The following is a 20,611-nucleotide window of genomic DNA, read 5'->3' as shown; positions in this document are numbered from 1 at the left end:
CTATCTTTTTGATAGGAGATTTCATGGAAGAAAATGAATTACCTATAATCAGAGAATTTCCTCTGAATTCTGTATCAGCGAAGAGAATTATCAATGAGTTAGCTGAGAATCACACGGGGCGTATTAAATATACGCATCATGTTAAACAAAGAATGGTTGAGCGAGGGGTGACAATTCGGCAAATCATTAACATATTAAAGAGCCGACATAATCATATAACAGAGCAACCACATCAAACGGCAGGTGGTGACTGGAAGTTCAATCTTCAAGGCATTGCAGCGGGAGAATTAATTGAAGTCGTTATTGTTTTAAAAAGATGTGAGTATGACCCATCTTGTTTTGTGATTACGGTGATAGTTAAATAAGGATAATATTATGTATCATTATGTTGAAAGTGGATTATCAAATATTTGGTTAGCGAATGGATTTCAACAGGAAATAACTGATGGTGAAGTTTATATCAGTATTGATAATCTTGATGAATTGCATCGTTTAATTTCTAAGGCATTAGTTTCATTGAAACGCCCACTGTCAGCAGAAGAAATGCGTTTTTTACGCATTGAAATGAATATGTCTCAAAAGCTCCTATCAAATCTGCTAGGCGTCGATATTCAGACAATTGCCCGTTGGGAAAAGGGGCAGTCCAGTATTCCAAGAGTTGCTGATGTTGCTTTGCGTTCTCTTTATACAGAATCAATTAATGAACAAAGTTATATTGGTGAAATACTGAGAACGTTGTCAGAAACCAGTATCCAGCAGCAAGTAGAAAAATTAGTTTTTGCTGAAAAAGGTGATATGTGGCAAAAGCTGATGATGTAAATAAGAATTGAACTCTGCTACTGCCCATTATTTATCGAGTAATAATGGGCAGAGATTGTGTTAAAGAACGGTATTGCTAGAAATTAGCCTTTGATTTTTTTCAGGGCTTTTTCAACACCATCACCGTAATCTGGGTGAACTTTTCTAAATAGCTCAACCTGACGGCGTTGAGTATCTTCATGTGCTTGCGATAGCTCACTGGCGATACGATCAAACATACGTTGATGCTCTTCACTGTTTATTAACATAAACAGTTTACGGGGCTGGCTGAAATAATCTTCATCTTGACGATGGTTCCAGTTGTCAGCATCTCCTTCTAAAGCTAATGATGGATGTTTAAATTCAGGTTGTTCCTGGAACAATCCGGCATTGTTTGGTTCATAAGTCACGGTATTGCCGCTGTTACCGTCGACACGCATTGCACCATCACGGTGATAATTATGGAACGGACAACGAGGAGTATTGACCGGAATTTGATGGTGGTTAACGCCGAGACGATAACGTTGAGCATCACCATACGAGAACAGACGGCCCTGTAACATCTTATCCGGGGAGAAACTAATACCGGGTATGACATTAGCAGGGTTAAACGCGGCTTGTTCAACTTCTGAGAAATAGTTATCAGGGTTACGGTGCAGTTCGAAATAACCGACTTCGATCATTGGATAGTCGCCGTGAGGCCAGACTTTTGTCAGATCAAATGGGTTGTATGGTACTTTAGCTGCTTCTTTTTCTGGCATTATCTGAACTTTCAGTTTCCAGCGGGGATAATCGCCTTGTTCAATAGCAGTAAACAAGTCGCGCTGAGAACTTTCACGATCTCTACCGACTAGCGCTTCCGCTTCTTCATCCATTAAGTTCTTAATGCCTTGTTGGCAACGGAAATGGAATTTCACCCAGAAACGTTCATTATCTGAGTTGATAAAGCTGAATGCATGGCTACCAAAACCGTGCATATGGCGGAAAGATTTAGGTACACCACGGTCACTGAAATCAATGGTTAGTTGGTGCAGTGATTCAGGCTGGTGAGAGAAAAAGTCCCATTTATAAGCAGGATTACGCAAGTTGGTATGTGGATCACGTTTAACAACATGGTTTAGATCCGGGAATTTCAGGGGATCACGAAGATAAAATACCGGTGTATTGTTACCAACTAAATCCCAGTTACCTTCTTCAGTATAAAATTTAAGTGCAAAACCACGAATATCACGTTCAGCATCGGCTGCCCCGCGTTCACCGGCTACTGTTGAAAAACGGGCAAACATTTCTGTTTTTTTGCCTATTTCAGAGAAAATCTTAGCGCGAGTATATTTGGTGATATCGTTAGTGACGACAAAGGTTCCATAAGCTCCGGAGCCTTTGGCGTGCATACGACGTTCTGGAATAACTTCACGGTCAAAATGGGCAAGTTTTTCTAAAAACCAAACATCCTGCAACATCATCGGGCCGCGTTGTCCTGCGGTAATAACGTTATTGTTGTCAACGACGGGAGCTCCTGCAACCGTTGTAAGTCCTCTCTTTTTCATCACACTTCTCCTGTTTTACATGAAAAAAAACAGCGGGATCGCTGATAAGAAAAATGTTCTGGTCAACATGTTAAAATTTTATTCTGATATTATTTTTTTCTTTATTGTTGAGTAGAAAAATTATTTTATATGAGTAATGATTGCATTAAATAAATTCAATAAAACAAATCCACACATATTTAGTAAGTATAGATGATTCATTTGTTTTTGTTGTCCATAGATTTAATTGTGTTTAAGTAAAATACTTAAGATTAAGTAAATAAAGAGGAAATATCATGAAGGCTTATCTTATTGCGGGAACGACCAGTTTGTTATTAATTGCTGGATCAGTAAATGCCATTTCTATTAATGCTCAAGTTGGTCGTCATTTTACCAATACTTCAGTTGCAATTGGTGATAACAGTGCTGGGTTATCTTTTAATGGTAACTGGGCACGCAGTGATCATAATGGGCACCTGGGAAGTTTTGGCACCGCATTTAGCCTGCCTGTTGGTCCGTTAACCGCCAGTGTTGGCGGTAAAGCGCTCTATCTATCACCTAAAGATGGAAAAGATGGTGGGGCGCTAGCTGGCGGTGTTGGTTTGAGCTGGTCTGTGACGCCATCTTTATCCTTGTATGGTGAAGTTTACGGAGCTCCATCCGGTTTAACTTCTGGTATTGATTCTTATACTGAGGCTACTGGTGGTTTGCGTTTTACTGTATTTAAACCGCTGACCGTGGATGCAGGTTATCGAATTATGAATATGAGAGGGAAAGAGGGCTACCGGGATAACAAACTGGCTGACGGATTTTATGTTGGTGCTGGTTTGAATTTCTAATTTACTTTTTGCATGCCGTCCGCACCATTTCTGATGCGGACAGCTTCGGCTTCTGATTAACCCACTGCTGGCAATAATCCGCTAACAATACCAATTTGGATGGCAATAACAGCGATCCCGCAAAGAAACACCAGAACCAACGCGGGTTTTCCGCCTTTGACCCGGTAAGCGGTTTGCTCAATTTGGCGGCTGCGCCATGCCAGCATTGAAGGTAAAAGTAGGGCGAGAATAGACAGCGCTACTGCTGCGAAAGTCAGAGCCATGACAAAATTTGGATAGTATAAAGCGCAAAGCAATGGTGGAACAAAAGTCACAGCACTTGTTTGCAGGCGGCCTGTCACATTTTTGCGACGTTTGAACAGATCGGCTATGTAATCGAACAAACCTAAAGAGACACCAAGAAATGAGGTTGCCAGAGCTAAGTCGGCAAATAGATGGACAGCAAGCTCTACTCGAGGAGTCGCGACAACTTCTCTTACCGCTTGTAATAGCCCATTCAGCCCTGATTGCTCTGCCAGAATTCCGACAAAAGTATGGGAAGAAATTGCTCCCAGCGTGGTTAATTGCCACAGGATATAGGCCGTCAGTGGGATAGCACTGCCGATAACAAATATCTTGCGTAACTTACGGGTATCACCGCCCATATAACTCACAATACTTGGCACACTGCCGTGAAAGCCAAAAGAAGTGAATACCACAGGAATGGCTGATAATACTAAGCCTTGCTCTAAAGGCATTGAGAGCAAGTTAGTACTTTTTATATGGGGCATCATGACTGCCAGCATAATAATCAGGAAGATGATTTTTGCGGTAAACAACAGGCGGTTCACCATATCAACAGATTGCGTGCCAATAGAGACAACACCACCTGCCACAAGAGTGAAAATCAGTATCCCAAATGATACGGGAACAGGTTTATCCAGCCATGAAGAGAGGCTACCTGATAACAATTCACCTGCACCACTGATATAAGCTGTTGTTAGGGCATACATCAGGAATAGCATACTGAAACCGGTAAGCCATTGACCGCCGTGCCCCAGATAGCGTTTTGCCAGTGTTCCTAACCCCATATCTGCCGGATTGTACTGGTAAACTTCCACCAGCAATAAAGCGGTATAGCTCATCAAAATCCAAAGAGCGACTAGCATCACGAAAGTTGTACCAAAGCCAACACCAGCCGCCGCCAGTGGCATAGCCAGCATTCCTGCCCCAATAGTTGTTCCCGCTACGATGAAAATACTGCCAAGAGTGCGATTCTTCACGCTTTCCTCATATTTCTAAATTGATTGAAATAGTTATAGCGAAGCAGGCTAATGGATTAGTTTATTTATGTCAAATAACGGTTACACTTAGTGTAAATAAATAATTACGTTGTGTGTTTTTGTATCAATATGAGTTATGTATTTCATTAAATGTATAAAGTTATTAGTTATATTAATTTATAATATATTAGATTGTTAACATTTTTTAAATTAAATATTAATTAAAACTATCTAAATTGAAGGGTAAGATAAGACATTATTAATTCTTTTAACAATTAGTATTACTGTGAATAAAAGTTATCAATGGAAAAAATATTTGTTTGTCTGAGGGAGGAGGATATCCGTTTCATTAGTTATATCAGGGGAGGCTTATGCTTCAGAGTTTATTAGCCCAGTAGATCAGGAAATTATCAATCAACGACAGAAAGCATTATTTATCAGTTTAAAACCCGTTTTTCCTGACATTTTCTCTTTCAATATCACTATTCATTGAGTTTTTTTACCTGCGTTAAAAAATCTTTAATTACGGCCTCTTACCTTTAAAGATTAAATTTTTTACGGGTCTTTTCATCGTGGAAGCTCGTCCTGGCCCAATTATCAGGCTAGAGGAGCAATACCATCACGAGAGAACTGAAAGAGTCAAAGCTGGTGTAAGGTAACAATATCTCCAGCCTTATCGTGATTTACCGGTATTTAATATATCGAATTCCCCATTAACAGGATTAAAGAACTGATCGCTGATCACATTTCATACTATCCATTCTGACGGCTAATTAATTACCCATTAGAATAGTTTAATGATGTCACTATTAAATCATCAATATTTTCTGTGGAGAGATGACCATTTTATCACCGCAGCCTGACCGCAGGTAACTGGGTCACTGATTAGTCAGCATCACTGACTTTGTCACACTTAAATTCAACAAAAGGGATAGTACGATGAACAAACTCAGCAACTCTGTGGCGAGAAGCACGAGTTATCTTTTAATTTACCTGACGGCCATTCAGCCACTGCACCCGGCTATTGCTGCGGGAATAACGCCGGATAATAGCCGAACACAGGTACACCATCAGGGGGATGTCCCGGTAGTGAATATTGCTACGCCGAACGGCGCCGGGATATCTCACAACACCTATCAAGCGTTCAATGTTGCTACTCAGGGCGCCGTGCTCAATAACGCCACTCAGGCGGCTCAGTCACAACTGGCCGGGCAACTTAACGCCAACCCTAATCTGAAAGACAAACCGGCGGAGCTGATCATCAATGAAGTCACCGGCAGCGATCGCTCTGACCTGCAAGGTCGGTTGGAAATTGTCGGCAATAAAGCCAACGTGATAATTGCCAATCCCAATGGTATTACCTGTGATGGCTGTGGTTTTATCAATACTTCTAGCGCCACCCTGACCACCGGCAAACCGCAGTTTGATAAGCAAGGGGCGTTGGAAGCGCTGGAAGTAAAACAAGGCCAGGTTACCATTGGTGACAAAGGGCTGGATGGCAAGGCGACGGATTATGTTGATATTTTCAGCCGGGCAATGGAGTTAAATGGAAAAATTCAAGCTAACAATTTATCCCTGACACAGGGCGCTAATCGGATTGATTTTAACGATGGCACAGTGAGAAAAATCACCGGAGAAGGGGCTAAACCGCAATTAGCGGTTGATACCAAAGCCTTAGGTGGCATGTATGCCAATAAAATTCGGCTGGTGGCTACTGAAGAGGGCGTTGGCGTTAATCTGAAAGATGTCATCAGTGACCAGCGTGATATTACTTTAAATGTTAATGGCAAAATTGAACTGGGAAATATCAAATCTAAAACCGATTTTAATCTGAGTGCTAAAGAAACTCATATTGCGCCAAATATCCAGATACAGGCAGGACAGGATATTACTCTGGCAAGTACTCAATTGGATAATAAAGGCAGTGTAACAGCCGACCGGGATATGCGGATATTTGGTGATACTCTGCGTAATAGCGGTGATAAAGCCTTGCTACAAGCCAATAATAACATGTGGATACAGAAAGATGCTCAGGGGAATAAAGGTAAACTCGTCGAGAATAGATCGGCGACAATAAAAACCGTCAATGGAGATTTGGTTGTCAGGACTCATGAACTGAATAATATCCGGAGTATCTATTATTTCGAAAAAAGAGAAACCGTACCCAACCCGACAGATAAAAATTTTGATATCCTTGCAGCACAATATAAGAGTGAATATAAATTAAAAAGCATGCAACCCAGTGTCATCCTGTCTGGCGGAAATATTTATGTTAACAGTGACCTGTTATCAAATCAGGAAATGAGCAAAATTAAAGCCGGAAAAGATATATTTTTGACGGGCAAAAATCTTTCCAATACCAGCAGAATATCTGAGGACACATCAGGATCTTTTAATCTCTTTGAATACTTCCCTAAGGATACTTATGTTTCCATAACCGATTCACTTAATATCCCTACGGGTATCTATCAACTGGCTTCTAATGGTATTTCTGGAAAAATTGAAACCTATCATCAATGGGATGATAAAAATTATCATATCTTACCAAACGGTGCAGTGAAATATGATATTCGAAAAGACAAACTGGTTGCTGAACGCGCAAGTATCATCACAAAAGGTCATCTTGTCGCCGACTTTAGTGACAGTATTCATATTGATACTCATTATCCTTACAGTTCCCCGACGGGGTTAAGTGTATTCCATTATCCCGTCGACAGTGAAAAACTGCCAGCAATACTGTCCGCTGAAAATATCTTATTGCATGCGGGAAAAATAACCCTCAGGGATAAAATCACAGCGGCTCATGATATCAATATTGTTTCCGAGAGTGATATCACCCTAAAAAATTCCATACTGTTGTCACCCAATAGTTTATCTATGGCGGCTATCAATAATATTCATCTCTGGCGCAGTCATATAAGCGGAAAGGATGTGACCACTATCAGTCGTCATGGGGATATTGAATTTCATAACGGTGATGAAATCGGTTATATTTGGGAACAACATAAAACGGGTGAGCATCCTGCATCTAATCAATTAAATGCCAGCGGTAATTTAACTATCAACTCGGGTAAAAACCTGCTTTTACAAAATGTCTATTTACAACCGAGTGAAAATATCTCTTTGTCAGCCCATCATGATGTTACGATAGAAAACCATGCAGATACTTATACTTTTGCAAAATCAAACACAGCCAATCGGCATAATACCCCCATATCGGGGATTTTACATGCCTTAAAATCATTAACGATTAATGCGGGGAATAATCTTTCTGCCAAAGGCTCAGAGATGTCTGCCGGAAAAGAGATTTATTTAAGTGCGGCCAAAGATATTGATCTGAGTGCCTATGAACCCACGTATCAGGCTGATTTACCTTTATCTAAAGAATCAACCGAATTCAGCAGCAAAATCACGGCAAAGAATCATATCAGCGTGATGAGTGGTGGAGATATTAATGGGACATCCGCTCAGATACAGGCCAACGGTAATACATTATTATCCGCAGGAAGGAATATTACTCTCTCTGCCCTGACTTATTCTGCCCTTAATAAGACCAACGATAATAATAAAGATGACCGGCATATTATTGCTCAGGTTCGTGGCGATAAAAAATTGACGATGGCGGCAAACGGTGACATCACCACCGCAGGTTCTCAGTTGACTTCGGGGGGTGACATCACGCTCTCCTCCGGCGGCAATATGCGTTTTGAATCTGTCCAAAACCACATCTACCGGGAAGGTAACCGGGAATTCACCGAATCCGTCACTCAGCAGGCCACTGAACTGGTCAGCGACGGCGTCCTGACGGTTATCTCAAACGGCAGCATTCTGTTTCAGGCCACCAAACTGGCTGCCAAAGGGGCCATGGATATCGCGGCGAAAGGGGGTTATCTGTACGCTCAGGCCATGGAAGAATCCAGCCACTATGAAAAAACAGAAACTAAACGTCAGTGGTATGGCAAAAAGAAAACCATTAAACGTACCCGTCATGATGTCACCAACAAAGTCACTGAATTTACCGCGGGGGGTGACATCAATCTGCTAAGTCGGGACGACAGTACTTATGAAGCCAGCAAAATTGCCACTCATCAAAATGCCAAACTGACCAGTACACACGGTAAGGTCGACTTCAAAGCAGTAAAAGACAGCACTTTTGAACAGACTATTACCCACTCAAAAGGCTTTTATATCAAACAGACGGATAAAGGCTATACCGAAGATAAGTGGGTGCTTCCTGCTATCTATATCGGCGGAGCATTCACCGTCGAGGCGGCCAATGGGGTTAGCGCGGATATCAAAGCCCAGAATGGTCAATCGTTACACAATGCGGTGTCAGTCTTCGGCAATACGCCGGAAACCGCCTGGCTGAAAGGGCTGAATGAACGTCAGGATGTGCAATGGAATTTAGTCAAAGATGCGTATGACAGCTGGGATTACAAAAGCCAGCAGCTAAATCCGGTGGTTTCTGCGGTGATAGCCATTGCGGCAGCGGCGGCAACCGCAGGCAGTTCTCTGGCTGCATCCGTTGCATCTCATGCCGGCAGTAGCGTGGCCGGCGGGGCGTTAACGGCGGGAATGTCATCACTGTCGGCACAGGCGGCGGTCGCTATTGTGGATAGTCAGGGGGATCTATCCAAAGCATTAAAAGCGTTGGGGAGCAGTGATGCAGTGAAATCCACCATTACTTCCATGGTGATGGGGGGCGCATTGGCGGGCTTTGATTCCTATATGGGATGGGATAAAGCGGTGGATGGTACTAAATTAGATCCCACAAAAGCGCAATTACCTCAAATCAGCAATGGTGACTGGAGCAAAGTGGCTCAACGGGTAGCGGGCCAGTCCGTCATCAGTTCCAGCCTGAACACCACCATTAACGGTGGCAGTTTTAAAGATAATTTGGTCAATGCTTTGTTGGCTAATATCGGCAGTCAGATTAACGCCGAAGGCGCCAGATTAATTGGTGATAATGGCGAGGTACTGGGAGTGCCGGGCAAAACCTTAAGCCACGCAGTTGTGGCAGGTATCAGTGCTGAAATTGGACGGGGAAATGCCAAAGGGGCAATGGCCGGGGCTTTGGCTGCGGAACTGGCGGGTATCATGATGGGAGATAATCTCATTAAAGCCGAAGAGTGGCAGAGAACATCAGAACGGCAGGCGCAAATCGCCCGTGCTTTGGGTGGCTTTGCCGGTGCGGTATTTACCGGTAAAGCAGACGGTGCTTATAGTGGAGCAAGCGGTGCGGAGAACACTTTTCGTTTTAATTACCTGGCTCATCACCAGCAGCAATTAATGGAAAAAGAGCTGGCTGCAGAATCCAATTACCTTAAAAAAGCGCAGATTTTTGCTAAATGGGGCTTGATTAGTAACACACAAGACGGCTCTTTAGCAGCGGGTTTTATCTCCGGTATTCCATCAGAACTTTATGATAGTGTGATGGCTATTGTCGGCGCGGTCTCTAATCCTTCGGAAGTCATTGAATCACTCAGAACACTGTTAATTCAGGAGGATATGCCCGGTTTTATCTGGCAGGAAACAAAGGATAGTTATCTCAAGCAGCTTGATACTGTCAAAGCCGAATATGAAAAAGCGGGTCCAGAAGGGGCCTATAATGCGGGTCTGGAGATAGGAAAACTAGTCACCGGAATAGCTAGTATGGCAGGCGGTGGCTTTGGCGCGGTCAAAGGGTCTACATCTGCCGCGGCTAAGTTATCGAAAGTCATTTCAAAAGATCTGCGCCCAGCAGTAGACATTCGTTATGTGTATCGGGTAGAAAAAGATGGGAGTAAAACCCAAATGGCGTGGGGAGAAGGTAACTATAAGCAGGGGTATCCTTTTGAGGATTTTGTTGCTACTCAGATGCCTAAAGGTTCTCGGTTGCCTGCAGGATTTAAGACTTTTGATTTCTACGATCCTGCTACTCGTATAGCTATTAGTGTTAAAACTGTGGATACTCGTACAGCAGCACGGATAAAGGACCCTAAACAAATATATACGTCAATGAAAAGGAGTATTGATTCAGCGGTGGGTTTTAGTAAATACAAAAAAGGGGAGTTTGAAATCACATCTTCAATGATTTCACAGCGTGAAGTTCGGATTGCTGTACCAAAAGCTACAATGGTAGACCAATGGGAGCAAATTAACAGCGCGATAGCTTATGGCTTGGAAAAAAATGTTAATGTCAAAATTGTGGTGGTGAAATAATGAGTATGAATTTTAAACAAGGGTTAAATGCAAGCGCTATGTTTAATGGGGATTTTTACTCTGTTAAAACCTATTCAGGCAATGGTTTATTGAGGGCGGATCCCTTAGGTAGCAAACATTTACTACAGCCAATTGTATCTGATCAAGAATTAGGAACGTCTGTACTTGATGCCTTATCAAAAAGCAGAAGAATCTCTCTTGACGAATATGGCGATTATTTTGATCATGATGTAAGTAATGAACAGTATAAAAATTGGATAACTGAGATGATGGAATCTTATGGCTATCGTTCAAAACGCCAATTATTTAAGAAAATGTTGAGCTGTAGTATTTGTATGCTTGATGGTGAGATAACGATACAACCATCTAGCCATGTAAAATTGGATAGCTGGTCTGGAGATGGCATTTCTGAAACTGATAATGTCGTCATTCCGGCAGACAGTTCCCCTGAGGAAGTTGGTGCGGCATTACGATTGGCTTTTTCACGTTGTCGAAGTTATGTTTGACGATAGAACAACGGTTTTTGTTTTGATTAGTCATGATTTTTGATTTATAGAACTAATTAAGGTGGACATGTAATCACTATTAAGTGTCCGCTAATTATCTTAAAAGATTTTAAGCGTTATTCAATGAGCTTTACTGCTAAAATTACAGTTGTGAAATAATGAGTGAAATTTTTGAACGATGGAAAAATGCCGGATGTGTATTTAATGGTGATTTTTACTCAGTAACAACTTTGAAGTTCATTCAAACTAATTAAAAAGAAGTTAATAAAGGATTTAAGATCTTCTATTAACTTCCAATATTTTTAATAAACTCATATATATTTGGTTTTTATTTTCTCCTAAAAACTGATTTATTCATTTTTATATATCAATCTCTTATAAATAATTTTTCATTCTATAATCTTTCAATACTTGATCTATTACCCAACTTGTTCGTGAACCTGATTCTCCCGTTGATGGGCAAAATCCTTTTCCTTGTAATTCATTAATTATCGTATTAATTAATGGCATTTCTATATGTTTTGGATTGTCAATATTAAATTGGTGTAATTTGTTATTCTGATCATAATATGAAATGGCAGAGTTTCCAAAGGTGGCAAAAGATATTTTTCCTTTATCACCAATTATTTCAACATTATCATGTCTGGAATTCGATACAAAGTTCCATATTCCGACGCCTTGAATATTATTTTCAAACATGAATGACATTGATACGCAATCTTCAGCAGGATAAGCATTTCCTTGTGAATTTGCATGCCCTTTGACAGAAATAATCTTCCCTAAAAGAAAGTCTAATATATCAAGAGTATGACAGGCTAAATCAACAAATAATCCACCACCGGAAATTTCTGGCTGCACAGTCCAGGGTAAATGTTGTGGATCTTGGTAACAGGGTTCTATCTCCCTGTAAAGTATGCAATTTACTATTCTTGGTGTGCCTATCGCTCCTGATTCAATTAATTCTTTAATTTTTAGAAATCTTGGTAATGCTCTCCTATAATAAGCGACAAATAATGGGACATTTTGTGACTTACAAGCCGCTATCATTTCATTACATTCTTCGAATGTTAATGCCATGGGTTTTTCTACATATATCGCCTTACCCGCTTTAGCCGCTAAAATTGTATATTCTTTATGTGTGGATGGTGGTGTTGCAATATATACAGCATCGATGTCTTTGTCATTAATTAATGAATTCGCATCAGAATACCATTTAGGAACATGATGTCTTTTAGCAAAATCTTCTGCTAAATTAGCATTACGTCTCATTACTGCAACTAATTCAGAATTCTCTAATTTATAAAAAGCAGGTCCGCTTTTTACTTCAGTAACATCACCACAGCCAATAATGCCCCATTTTATGGTTTTTTTCATTTTATTTTCCTAATATATTTATATTGAATTCTTTCTTAATAAAATTTTGATGACGATTATAATTTTATTTATCCCATTTATTGGGCTGCAATATATGTTTATATAACATATTTTTTACTTCTGGATCAAATGAATTAATATAATCTTTATCAGATTTACTATATATACCCAATAAGTTTCAAATTGCAGCGCGGCGGCCAGTGAACGCATCCCCAGGAGCATAGATAACGATGTGACTGGGGTAAGTGAAAGCGGCCAACAAAGCAGCAACTTGAAAGATGAAAGGTATAATTAATTCAATAAAGTGACAGATATACTTATGGAATGGAAATTCTGATGTAATGGTAGATTCTAGTGAATATATTAAAGAAGAAGGCAGTAATATTACTGACAAAAGGTAGAAACTGAAAAATCAGTGATTACCTTTTATTGTGAATAACCAAAGGTTATAGCTTGTTTATAAAGAAATATTAAAGTTCAATTTCAATATCACTGAGTGGATGACAGCAGCAGGGTAAAATCTCACCTTCATTAACAAAAGCTAGGGGTTTACGCCGATAACCGACTTTACCTTTTACCAATCTGACACGGCAGGAGCCGCAATAACCTTCACGGCACTGGTATTCAGCCTGTATTTTACCTTGTTCCAGTGCTTCTAGCAGACTGTTATGCAGCTTGGGAGAGCTGTAAATGTGATAACCCTGCATACCATGCAGGGTCACTTTATAGCTTGTCATCAGAGTTCAAAATCACTCAGGTCGTCAGGGTTAACTTCAGCATCAATCTGACCAACCAGATAGGAACTGACTTCAACTTCTTGCGGTGCTACTTGAACATTATCAGACACCAGCCAGGCGTTAATCCATGGAATCGGGTTAGAACGCGTTTCAAATGGCAATTTCAACCCGACAGCCTGCATGCGAATATTGGTGATGTATTCAACGTATTGACACAAGATATCTCTGTTCAAACCAATCATCGAACCTTCGCTGAACAGGTAATCTGCCCACTCTTTTTCTTGCTCCGCAGCTTGAACAAACAGGTCATAGCACTGTTGTTCACACTCATTGGCAATTTCAGCCATCTCTGGATCATCTTGACCAGAGCGTAACAGATTCAACATATGCTGAGTGCCTGTCAGATGTAGTGCTTCGTCACGGGCGATCAGTTTGATGATTTTAGCGTTACCTTCCATAAGTTCGCGTTCGGCAAAAGCAAATGAACAGGCAAAGCTAACGTAGAAGCGGATCGCTTCCAGCGCATTAACGCTCATCAGGCACAGATATAACTGTTTTTTCAGTTCACGCAGACTAACCGTAATGGTTTTACCTGCAATCTGATGTGTCCCTTCACCAAATAACTGGTAATTATTAGTCATCTCAATCAGATCATCGTAATAAGCGGAAATATCTTTTGCGCGCTTGAGAATCTCTTCGTTGGTGACAATATCATCAAACACAACAGCCGGATCGTTAACGATATTACGGATGATGTGAGTATAAGAACGTGAGTGAATCGTCTCAGAGAAAGACCAGGTTTCAACCCATGTCTCCAGCTCAGGGATGGAGATCAACGGTAAAAACGCCACGTTCGGGCTGCGACCCTGAATAGAGTCCAGCAGCGTTTGGTATTTTAAGTTACTGATAAAAATGTGTTTTTCATGGTCCGGTAACGCATTGTAGTCAATGCGGTCACGGGACACGTCAACTTCTTCTGGACGCCAGAAGAAGGAGAGCTGTTTTTCAATCAATTTTTCAAAAATTGGGTACTTTTGCTGGTCAAAACGGGCTACGTTTACCGGCTGACCAAAAAACATCGGTTCTTGTAACTGGTCGTTTTTTACTTGTGAAAAGGTGGTATAGGCCATAACTTCCTCAAATTAAATCTTACATGCGCCGCTTTCACAATCGGAATCAGCAGATTCCACAACTTCTTCCAGGTCATCCTGAACGTCTTCCGCACCATCTCGTGTATTGTGGTAATACAGCGTTTTCACACCATATTTGTAAGCAAGCAATAAATCTTTCAGCAACTGATTCATCGGCACTTTTCCACTTGGGAAGCGTGCCGGATCATAGTTAGTATTGGCAGAGATAGATTGGTCGATGAATTTCTGCATGATACCAACCAACTGCAAGTAGCCGTCATTGCCAGGCATTTGCCACAGTAGCTCATAATCCCCTTTCAGACGTTCATATTCCGGAACAACCTGACGCAAGATTCCGTCTTTCGAGGCTTTGATGCTGATGTAACCACGAGGTGGTTCAATACCATTGGTGGCGTTAGAGATCTGCGAAGAGGTTTCTGACGGCATCAAAGAGGATAACGTTGAGTTACGCAGACCATACTGCTTGATATCGCTACGCAATGTTTCCCAGTCATAATGAAGAGGTTCATTGGTCAGTGTATCCAGCGTTTTTTTATAGGTATCGATAGGCAGGATACCTTGAGAATAAGTTGTTTCTTTAAACCATGGACAAGCACCTTGCTCTTTCGCCAATTCATTCGATGCTTTCAACAGATAATATTGTATAGCCTCAAAGGTTTTGTGAGTTAGGTTATTAGCACTGCCATCTGAATAACGCGCACCGTGTTTTGCCAGATAATAAGCATAGTTGATAACACCAATACCTAAAGTACGGCGGCCCATAGCGCCTTGTTTTGCTGCAAGGATTGGATAATCTTGATAATCGAGCAGCGCATCAAGAGCGCGAACAGCCAGAATGGCCAATTCTTCCAGCTCATCAAGATTTTCAATTGCACCCAGGTTGAATGCAGACAGTGTACACAACGCAATTTCACCATTTTTATCATTGATATCATTTAATGGTTTAGTTGGCAGTGCAATTTCCAGACATAAATTTGACTGGCGTACAGGTGCAACTGATGGATCAAATGGGCTGTGAGTGTTGCAATGGTCTACGTTCTGAATATAAATACGGCCAGTAGAAGCACGTTCCTGCATCATCAGGGAGAACAGATCAACGGCTTTCAGACGTTGCTGACGGATATTACTGTCCTGCTCATACTTGGTATATAGACGCTCAAATTCATCCTGATTCGTAAAGAATGCATCATATAATCCTGGGACGTCAGACGGGCTGAATAGCGTAATATCTTCACCTTTGATCAGGCGTTCATACATCAATTTGTTAAGCTGTACGCCATAGTCCATATGACGGACACGGTTTCCTTCAACACCACGGTTATTTTTCAGCACCAGCAGGCTTTCAACTTCCAGATGCCACAACGGATAGAATAGTGTCGCCGCGCCGCCACGAACGCCGCCCTGAGAACAGGATTTTACCGCTGTTTGGAAATGCTTGTAGAAAGGAATACAGCCTGTGTGGAATGCTTCACCATTACGGATTGGGCTGCCTACTGCACGAATACGGCCAGCGTTGATGCCAATGCCTGCACGTTGGGAAACATATTTCACAATAGCGCTGGAAGTCGCATTAATGGAGTCCAGGCTGTCGTCACATTCAATCAGCACGCAGGAGCTGAATTGACGGGTAGGGGTGCGAACACCTGCCATAATAGGCGTAGGCAACGAAATTTTAAAAGTGGAAACCGCGTCGTAAAAGCGGCGGATATAGTCCAGACGTGTTTCTTTTGGATAACTGGAGAACAGGCAAGCCGCGACCAGAATATAAAGAAACTGAGCACTTTCATAAATTTCACCGGTCACGCGGTTCTGAACCAGGTATTTACCTTCAAGTTGTTTGACCGCAGCGTAAGAAAAGTTCATATCACGCCAGTGATCAATAAATTCATCCATTTGCTCGAATTCTTCTTTCGAGTAGTCTGCAAGCAAGTGTTTGTCATATTTGCCCATTTCCACCATACGAGATACATGATCATACAGTGCAGGTGGCTCAAATTGACCATAGGCTTTTTTACGCAAATTGAAAATTGCCAAGCGGGCTGCCAGATACTGATAGTCAGGTGCATCGCCAGAAATAAGGTCAGCGGCAGCTTTAATCATCGTCTCATGGATATCTGAGGTTTTGATACTGTCGTAAAATTGGATCTGGGAACGCAGTTCTACTTGTGATACCGAGACATTTTTCAGACCATCGGCTGCCCAGGCAACAACCCGGTGGATTTTATCAAGGTCAATTCGTTCTTTGTGGCCATCACGCTTTGTTACTAGCAGACTATGGTTCATGGACAGGCATACCTTACATTTACTTTCAGACTCACTCCCACCTGCTTTGTGCCTTTACTCAGCCAAAACGTAACTCCCTCAATGGTGAAGAAACCAACGAGAGAGTAGTGGTAATGGAATGTTAAGGAACACAATATGTAGGGGGTACACTAAATAATGACAACAAGATAATGTTAAAACCAGCTTTTATCAAGTGTACAAAAACACGGATTTTTGTGGATAACTTGAGGACTAAATTTATCAAAAAGCCGGAAGACTGCATCATTACTAGCAGTTGACCTGACAGAAATATGAGTAAACCCAAGTAAAAAAATTCTTGAAAATATGATTCATTTGTCGATTTATTAATCTATCAGACGAATATATCAGACATACTGGGTATGTAACATATAATTAACGTCCACATTGTAACCAAGGCTAAATTTATCCGTCAGTGGATTATAATGCAGGCCAATGATATGCCGTTCTTTCAGGGGAGTTCTGTCAATCCAGCCTATCAACTCTGATGGACGGATAAATTTCTTCGCATCGTGGGTTCCTTTCGGCACCATATTCAGAATATATTCTGCGCCAATCACCGCCATGAACCAGGCTTTCTTGTTGCGGTTAATGGTAGAGAAAAAGACATGTCCACCTGGTTTTACTAACTGAGCACAGGCTCGAACAACCGATTCAGGGTCCGGTACATGTTCCAGCATTTCCATACAGGTGACGATATCATAAGCCTGTGGATATTTTTCTGCGTGACTTTCTACTGTTTCCTGTACATAAGTGACTGGGATGCCTGTTTCAAGGGCGTGTAGCCTGGCAACTTGAAGCGGCTCTGTTCCCATATCAAGCCCGGTCACTTCTGCGCCTTCACGCGCCAGACTTTCTGACAAAATGCCGCCACCACAGCCCACATCTAATATTTTTTTACCGAAAATACCCTCAGAACGTTGCAAAATATAATTCAGGCGTAGTGGATTAATACGGTGTAGTGGCTGAAATTCACCTTCCAGATCCCACCAGCGGGAAGCAACTGCTTCAAATTTTTCTATTTCTTGTTGATCAACATTGTTTGTGGTGGAGGGGGTTTTGGTGTTCATCGGCAGTTGTTGCTCCTTAAACTTTCTTTACAGATGGTTCATTCTGTTCTGGTAACAGTATACACGGCTTAATTTTTAAATACCCGTATCTGATTTTTATAAAACTGTTGATTTGTGGTATAGTTCTAAACCTTTGAATCCGGAATTATGAGGGATAGTGGGCTCCATGAGCGACATTGCCAGAGAAATCACACCGGTCAATATCGAAGAAGAGCTGAAAAGCTCGTATCTGGATTATGCGATGTCTGTTATTGTCGGGCGTGCACTACCAGATGTTCGAGACGGACTGAAGCCAGTACATCGTCGCGTACTTTACGCAATGAGTGTGCTGGGAAATGATTGGAATAAACCCTATAAGAAGTCTGCCCGTGTTGTCGGAGACGTTATTGGTAAATACCACCCACATGGAGACAGCGCAGTTTACGACACGATTGTTCGTATGGCTCAGCCGTTTTCCTTGCGCTATATGTTGGTTGATGGTCAGGGTAACTTTGGGTCAGTCGATGGTGACTCAGCCGCAGCTATGCGTTACACCGAAGTGCGTATGGCGAAAATTGCCCATGAACTGCTGGCGGATCTGGAAAAAGAAACCGTCGATTTTGTGCCAAACTATGATGGTACTGAGCAGATCCCGGAAGTCATGCCAGCTAAAGTACCCAACCTGCTGATCAACGGTTCTTCCGGTATCGCAGTGGGTATGGCAACCAACATTCCTCCTCATAACTTATCCGAAGTTATTGATGGTTGTTTGGCTTATATTGATGATGAAAACATCAGTATTGAAGGGCTAATGCAGTTTATTCCTGGCCCGGATTTTCCGACGGCAGCGATCATTAATGGTCGTCGTGGTATTCAGGAAGCTTATCGAACTGGCCGCGGTAAAATTTATATCCGCGCTCGTGCTGAAATCGAAGTTGACGAAAAAAATGGTCGTGAAACTATTCTGGTGCATGAGATCCCTTATCAAGTTAACAAAGCTCGCCTGATTGAAAAAATTGCCGAACTGGTGAAGGAAAAGCGCATTGAAGGGATTAGTGCTCTTCGTGACGAATCTGATAAGGACGGCATGCGTATTGTTATCGAAGTGAAACGTGATGCGGTGGGGGAAGTGGTTCTGAATAACCTCTATTCCCTGACTCAGCTTCAGGTTTCTTTTGGTATCAACATGGTAGCTCTGCATCAGGGGCAGCCAAAACTGCTGAATCTGAAAGACATTATTTCTGCATTTGTATGCCACCGTCGCGAAGTGGTCACTCGTCGTACAATCTTTGAATTACGTAAAGCCCGTGAACGTGCCCATATTCTTGAAGCATTGGCTGTGGCGCTGGCGAATATCGATCCTATTATCGAACTGATTCGTCATGCCCCGACACCAGCCGAGGCAAAAGCGGCGTTAGTTGCTCAGCCATGGGAATTAGGCAATGTTGCTTCCATGCTGGAACGTGCTGGTGATGATGCCGCACGTCCTGAATGGCTGGAATCACAATATGGTGTGCATGAGGGTAAATATTATCTGACTGAACAACAGGCCCAAGCCATTTTGGATCTGCGTTTGCAGAAACTGACTGGTCTTGAGCATGAAAAATTGCTGGATGAATATCGTGAATTGCTGACGTTAATCGGTGAATTGCTGTTCATTCTGGAAAGCCCTGAGCGCTTGATGGAAGTGATTCGTGAAGAGTTGTTGGCAATTAAAGCGCAATATAATGATGCCCGTCGTACTGAACTGACTGAAAATACGGCTGACATCAATATTGAAGATCTGATTAATCAGGAAGATGTTGTTGTCACGTTGTCACACCAAGGGTATGTAAAATATCAGCCACTGTCTGACTATGAAGCACAGCGTCGTGGTGGTAAAGGTAAATCCGCAGCACGCATTAAGGAAGAAGATTTCATTGAAAAGCTGTTGGTTGCCAATACTCACGACACCATCCTCTGCTTCTCCAGCCGCGGTCGCCTGTACTGGATGAAAGTTTACCAATTACCTGAAGCCAGCCGTAGTGCTCGTGGTCGTCCGATTATTAACCTTCTGCCACTGGAGCAAGATGAGCGAATTACTGCGATTCTACCGGTGCGTGAATATGAAGATGGGCTGTATGTCTTTATGGCTACTGCCAGTGGGACCGTGAAGAAAACAGCGTTACAGGATTTTAGCCGTCCACGTAGTGCCGGTATTCTTGCGGTTAACCTTAATGATGGTGATGAACTGATAGGTGTTGACCTGACTGATGGCAGTAATGAAGTCATGCTGTTTTCTGCTGAAGGGAAAGTTGTTCGCTTTGAAGAGGACGCTGTCCGTGCAATGGGACGTACAGCCACCGGAGTGCGCGGTATTAAACTCAACGGCAAAGACAAAGTTGTTTCTCTGATTATCCCGCGTGGAGAAGGAGAAATCCTAACCGTTACTGAAAATGGTTATGGCAAACGCACGGCTGAAAATGAGTATCCTATTAAATCTCGGGCAACTCAGGGAGTTATCTCAATTAAGGTCAGTGAGCGTAATGGTAATGTGGTCGGTGCAATTCAGGTTGAACCAACGGATCAGATTATGATGATTACCGATGCGGGTACATTGGTACGTACAAGGGTGTCTGAAGTCAGCGTTGTTGGCCGGAATACTCAGGGCGTGACATTGATCCGTACTGCTGAAGATGAGAAAGTTGTCGGTTTACAGCGGGTTGCCGAACCTGAAGATGATGAAGATGAGCTGGTAGCAGAGGGGGGAGGGTTGGAAAATAATAATACCAATTCACCTGATGCTGATAGTGGCAGAGAATCAGCCGATCTGGTTTAAGTGAAGATATTTTTTCACTCAATCTCAATGAAGAAATAGGTACTTCGGT

13 protein-coding genes are annotated in these 20,611 nt (G+C 42.1%); 6 read left to right on the top strand and 7 right to left on the bottom strand.

All coding sequences use genetic code 11. The annotated features are described in order from the left end of the window. The first annotated feature begins 23 nt into the window (after positions 1-23). Positions 24-365: a DUF4258 domain-containing protein gene (locus BDD30_RS03685; protein ID WP_041381734.1), complete on the top strand. Its 342-nt coding sequence runs from the start codon at positions 24-26 to the stop codon at positions 363-365. A 10-nt stretch (positions 366-375) separates the two neighbouring features. Beyond that, entirely contained in the window at positions 376-819 is a 444-nt protein-coding gene (locus tag BDD30_RS03680; RefSeq protein ID WP_015833686.1) for a helix-turn-helix domain-containing protein, read from the top strand. 83 nt (positions 820-902) lie between these two features. On the opposite strand, the gene BDD30_RS03675 is transcribed toward BDD30_RS03680, so the two are convergent. Next, complete coding sequence (locus tag BDD30_RS03675; RefSeq protein WP_015833687.1) at positions 903-2,345, bottom strand: catalase; 1,443 nt, start codon at positions 2,343-2,345, stop codon at positions 903-905. 275 nt (positions 2,346-2,620) lie between these two features. On the opposite strand from BDD30_RS03675, the gene BDD30_RS03670 reads away from it, so the two are divergent. After that, a complete protein-coding gene (locus BDD30_RS03670) occupies positions 2,621-3,163 on the top strand; it encodes a YfaZ family outer membrane protein (RefSeq protein WP_015833688.1) in 543 nt (180 codons plus the stop codon). 56 nt (positions 3,164-3,219) lie between these two features. Here BDD30_RS03670 and tyrP read toward each other — a convergent pair whose 3' ends face one another. After that, complete coding sequence (tyrP, locus tag BDD30_RS03665; RefSeq protein ID WP_015833689.1) at positions 3,220-4,425, bottom strand: tyrosine transporter TyrP; 1,206 nt, start codon at positions 4,423-4,425, stop codon at positions 3,220-3,222. A 939-nt stretch (positions 4,426-5,364) separates the two neighbouring features. Between tyrP and BDD30_RS03660 the strand changes: the two genes are divergently transcribed. Then, on the top strand, positions 5,365-10,626 hold the full coding sequence (locus BDD30_RS03660) for a DUF637 domain-containing protein (RefSeq protein ID WP_015833690.1): 5,262 nt from the start codon (positions 5,365-5,367) through the stop codon (positions 10,624-10,626). Next, positions 10,626-11,132 carry a contact-dependent growth inhibition system immunity protein gene (locus tag BDD30_RS03655; protein ID WP_015833691.1) on the top strand — a complete coding sequence of 169 codons (507 nt, stop codon included), beginning with the start codon at positions 10,626-10,628 and terminating at the stop codon, positions 11,130-11,132. Before BDD30_RS03660 ends, BDD30_RS03655 begins: the two co-directional genes overlap by 1 nt. Before the next feature lie 375 nt (positions 11,133-11,507). On the opposite strand, the gene BDD30_RS03650 is transcribed toward BDD30_RS03655, so the two are convergent. The 5 genes from BDD30_RS03650 to ubiG all read right to left on the bottom strand — a co-directional run bounded on the left by BDD30_RS03650 (position 11,508) and on the right by ubiG (position 17,765). Continuing rightward, positions 11,508-12,506 carry a Gfo/Idh/MocA family protein gene (locus BDD30_RS03650; protein ID WP_015833693.1) on the bottom strand — a complete coding sequence of 333 codons (999 nt, stop codon included), beginning with the start codon at positions 12,504-12,506 and terminating at the stop codon, positions 11,508-11,510. Positions 12,507-12,976: 470 nt separating this feature from the next. Continuing rightward, on the bottom strand, positions 12,977-13,243 hold the full coding sequence (yfaE, locus tag BDD30_RS03640; RefSeq protein ID WP_015833696.1) for a class I ribonucleotide reductase maintenance protein YfaE: 267 nt from the start codon (positions 13,241-13,243) through the stop codon (positions 12,977-12,979). Then, positions 13,243-14,373 carry a class Ia ribonucleoside-diphosphate reductase subunit beta gene (gene nrdB / locus BDD30_RS03635; protein WP_015833697.1) on the bottom strand — a complete coding sequence of 377 codons (1,131 nt, stop codon included), beginning with the start codon at positions 14,371-14,373 and terminating at the stop codon, positions 13,243-13,245. Before nrdB ends, yfaE begins: the two co-directional genes overlap by 1 nt. A gap of 12 nt (positions 14,374-14,385) precedes the next feature. Then, entirely contained in the window at positions 14,386-16,677 is a 2,292-nt protein-coding gene (nrdA, locus tag BDD30_RS03630; protein ID WP_015833698.1) for a class 1a ribonucleoside-diphosphate reductase subunit alpha, read from the bottom strand. A 365-nt stretch (positions 16,678-17,042) separates the two neighbouring features. Beyond that, positions 17,043-17,765 (bottom strand): bifunctional 2-polyprenyl-6-hydroxyphenol methylase/3-demethylubiquinol 3-O-methyltransferase UbiG, encoded by a 723-nt coding sequence (ubiG, locus tag BDD30_RS03625; protein WP_015833699.1) that lies wholly within the window; start codon positions 17,763-17,765, stop codon positions 17,043-17,045. A 166-nt stretch (positions 17,766-17,931) separates the two neighbouring features. Between ubiG and gyrA the strand changes: the two genes are divergently transcribed. Then, on the top strand, positions 17,932-20,562 hold the full coding sequence (gene gyrA, locus BDD30_RS03620; RefSeq protein ID WP_041381737.1) for a DNA topoisomerase (ATP-hydrolyzing) subunit A: 2,631 nt from the start codon (positions 17,932-17,934) through the stop codon (positions 20,560-20,562). Positions 20,563-20,611 lie beyond the last annotated feature (49 nt).

It is taken from the genome of Photorhabdus asymbiotica, assembly GCF_003634575.1.
Taxonomy (GTDB): domain Bacteria; phylum Pseudomonadota; class Gammaproteobacteria; order Enterobacterales; family Enterobacteriaceae; genus Photorhabdus; species Photorhabdus asymbiotica.
This window is presented reverse-complemented; position numbering and strand designations above follow the sequence as displayed.

What these genes read in the sequence shown, in the direction of transcription:
- BDD30_RS03685 (WP_041381734.1), top strand. Translation starts at nt 24, where the DNA reads ATGGAAGAAAATGAATTACCTATAATCAGAGAATTTCCTCTGAATTCT.
- BDD30_RS03680 (WP_015833686.1), top strand. Translation starts at nt 376, where the DNA reads ATGTATCATTATGTTGAAAGTGGATTATCAAATATTTGGTTAGCGAAT.
- BDD30_RS03675 (WP_015833687.1), bottom strand. Translation starts at nt 2,345, where the DNA reads ATGAAAAAGAGAGGACTTACAACGGTTGCAGGAGCTCCCGTCGTTGAC.
- BDD30_RS03670 (WP_015833688.1), top strand. Translation starts at nt 2,621, where the DNA reads ATGAAGGCTTATCTTATTGCGGGAACGACCAGTTTGTTATTAATTGCT.
- BDD30_RS03660 (WP_015833690.1), top strand. Translation starts at nt 5,365, where the DNA reads ATGAACAAACTCAGCAACTCTGTGGCGAGAAGCACGAGTTATCTTTTA.
- BDD30_RS03655 (WP_015833691.1), top strand. Translation starts at nt 10,626, where the DNA reads ATGAGTATGAATTTTAAACAAGGGTTAAATGCAAGCGCTATGTTTAAT.
- BDD30_RS03650 (WP_015833693.1), bottom strand. Translation starts at nt 12,506, where the DNA reads ATGAAAAAAACCATAAAATGGGGCATTATTGGCTGTGGTGATGTTACT.
- yfaE (WP_015833696.1), bottom strand. Translation starts at nt 13,243, where the DNA reads ATGACAAGCTATAAAGTGACCCTGCATGGTATGCAGGGTTATCACATT.
- nrdB (WP_015833697.1), bottom strand. Translation starts at nt 14,373, where the DNA reads ATGGCCTATACCACCTTTTCACAAGTAAAAAACGACCAGTTACAAGAA.
- nrdA (WP_015833698.1), bottom strand. Translation starts at nt 16,677, where the DNA reads ATGAACCATAGTCTGCTAGTAACAAAGCGTGATGGCCACAAAGAACGA.
- ubiG (WP_015833699.1), bottom strand. Translation starts at nt 17,765, where the DNA reads ATGAACACCAAAACCCCCTCCACCACAAACAATGTTGATCAACAAGAA.
- gyrA (WP_041381737.1), top strand. Translation starts at nt 17,932, where the DNA reads ATGAGCGACATTGCCAGAGAAATCACACCGGTCAATATCGAAGAAGAG.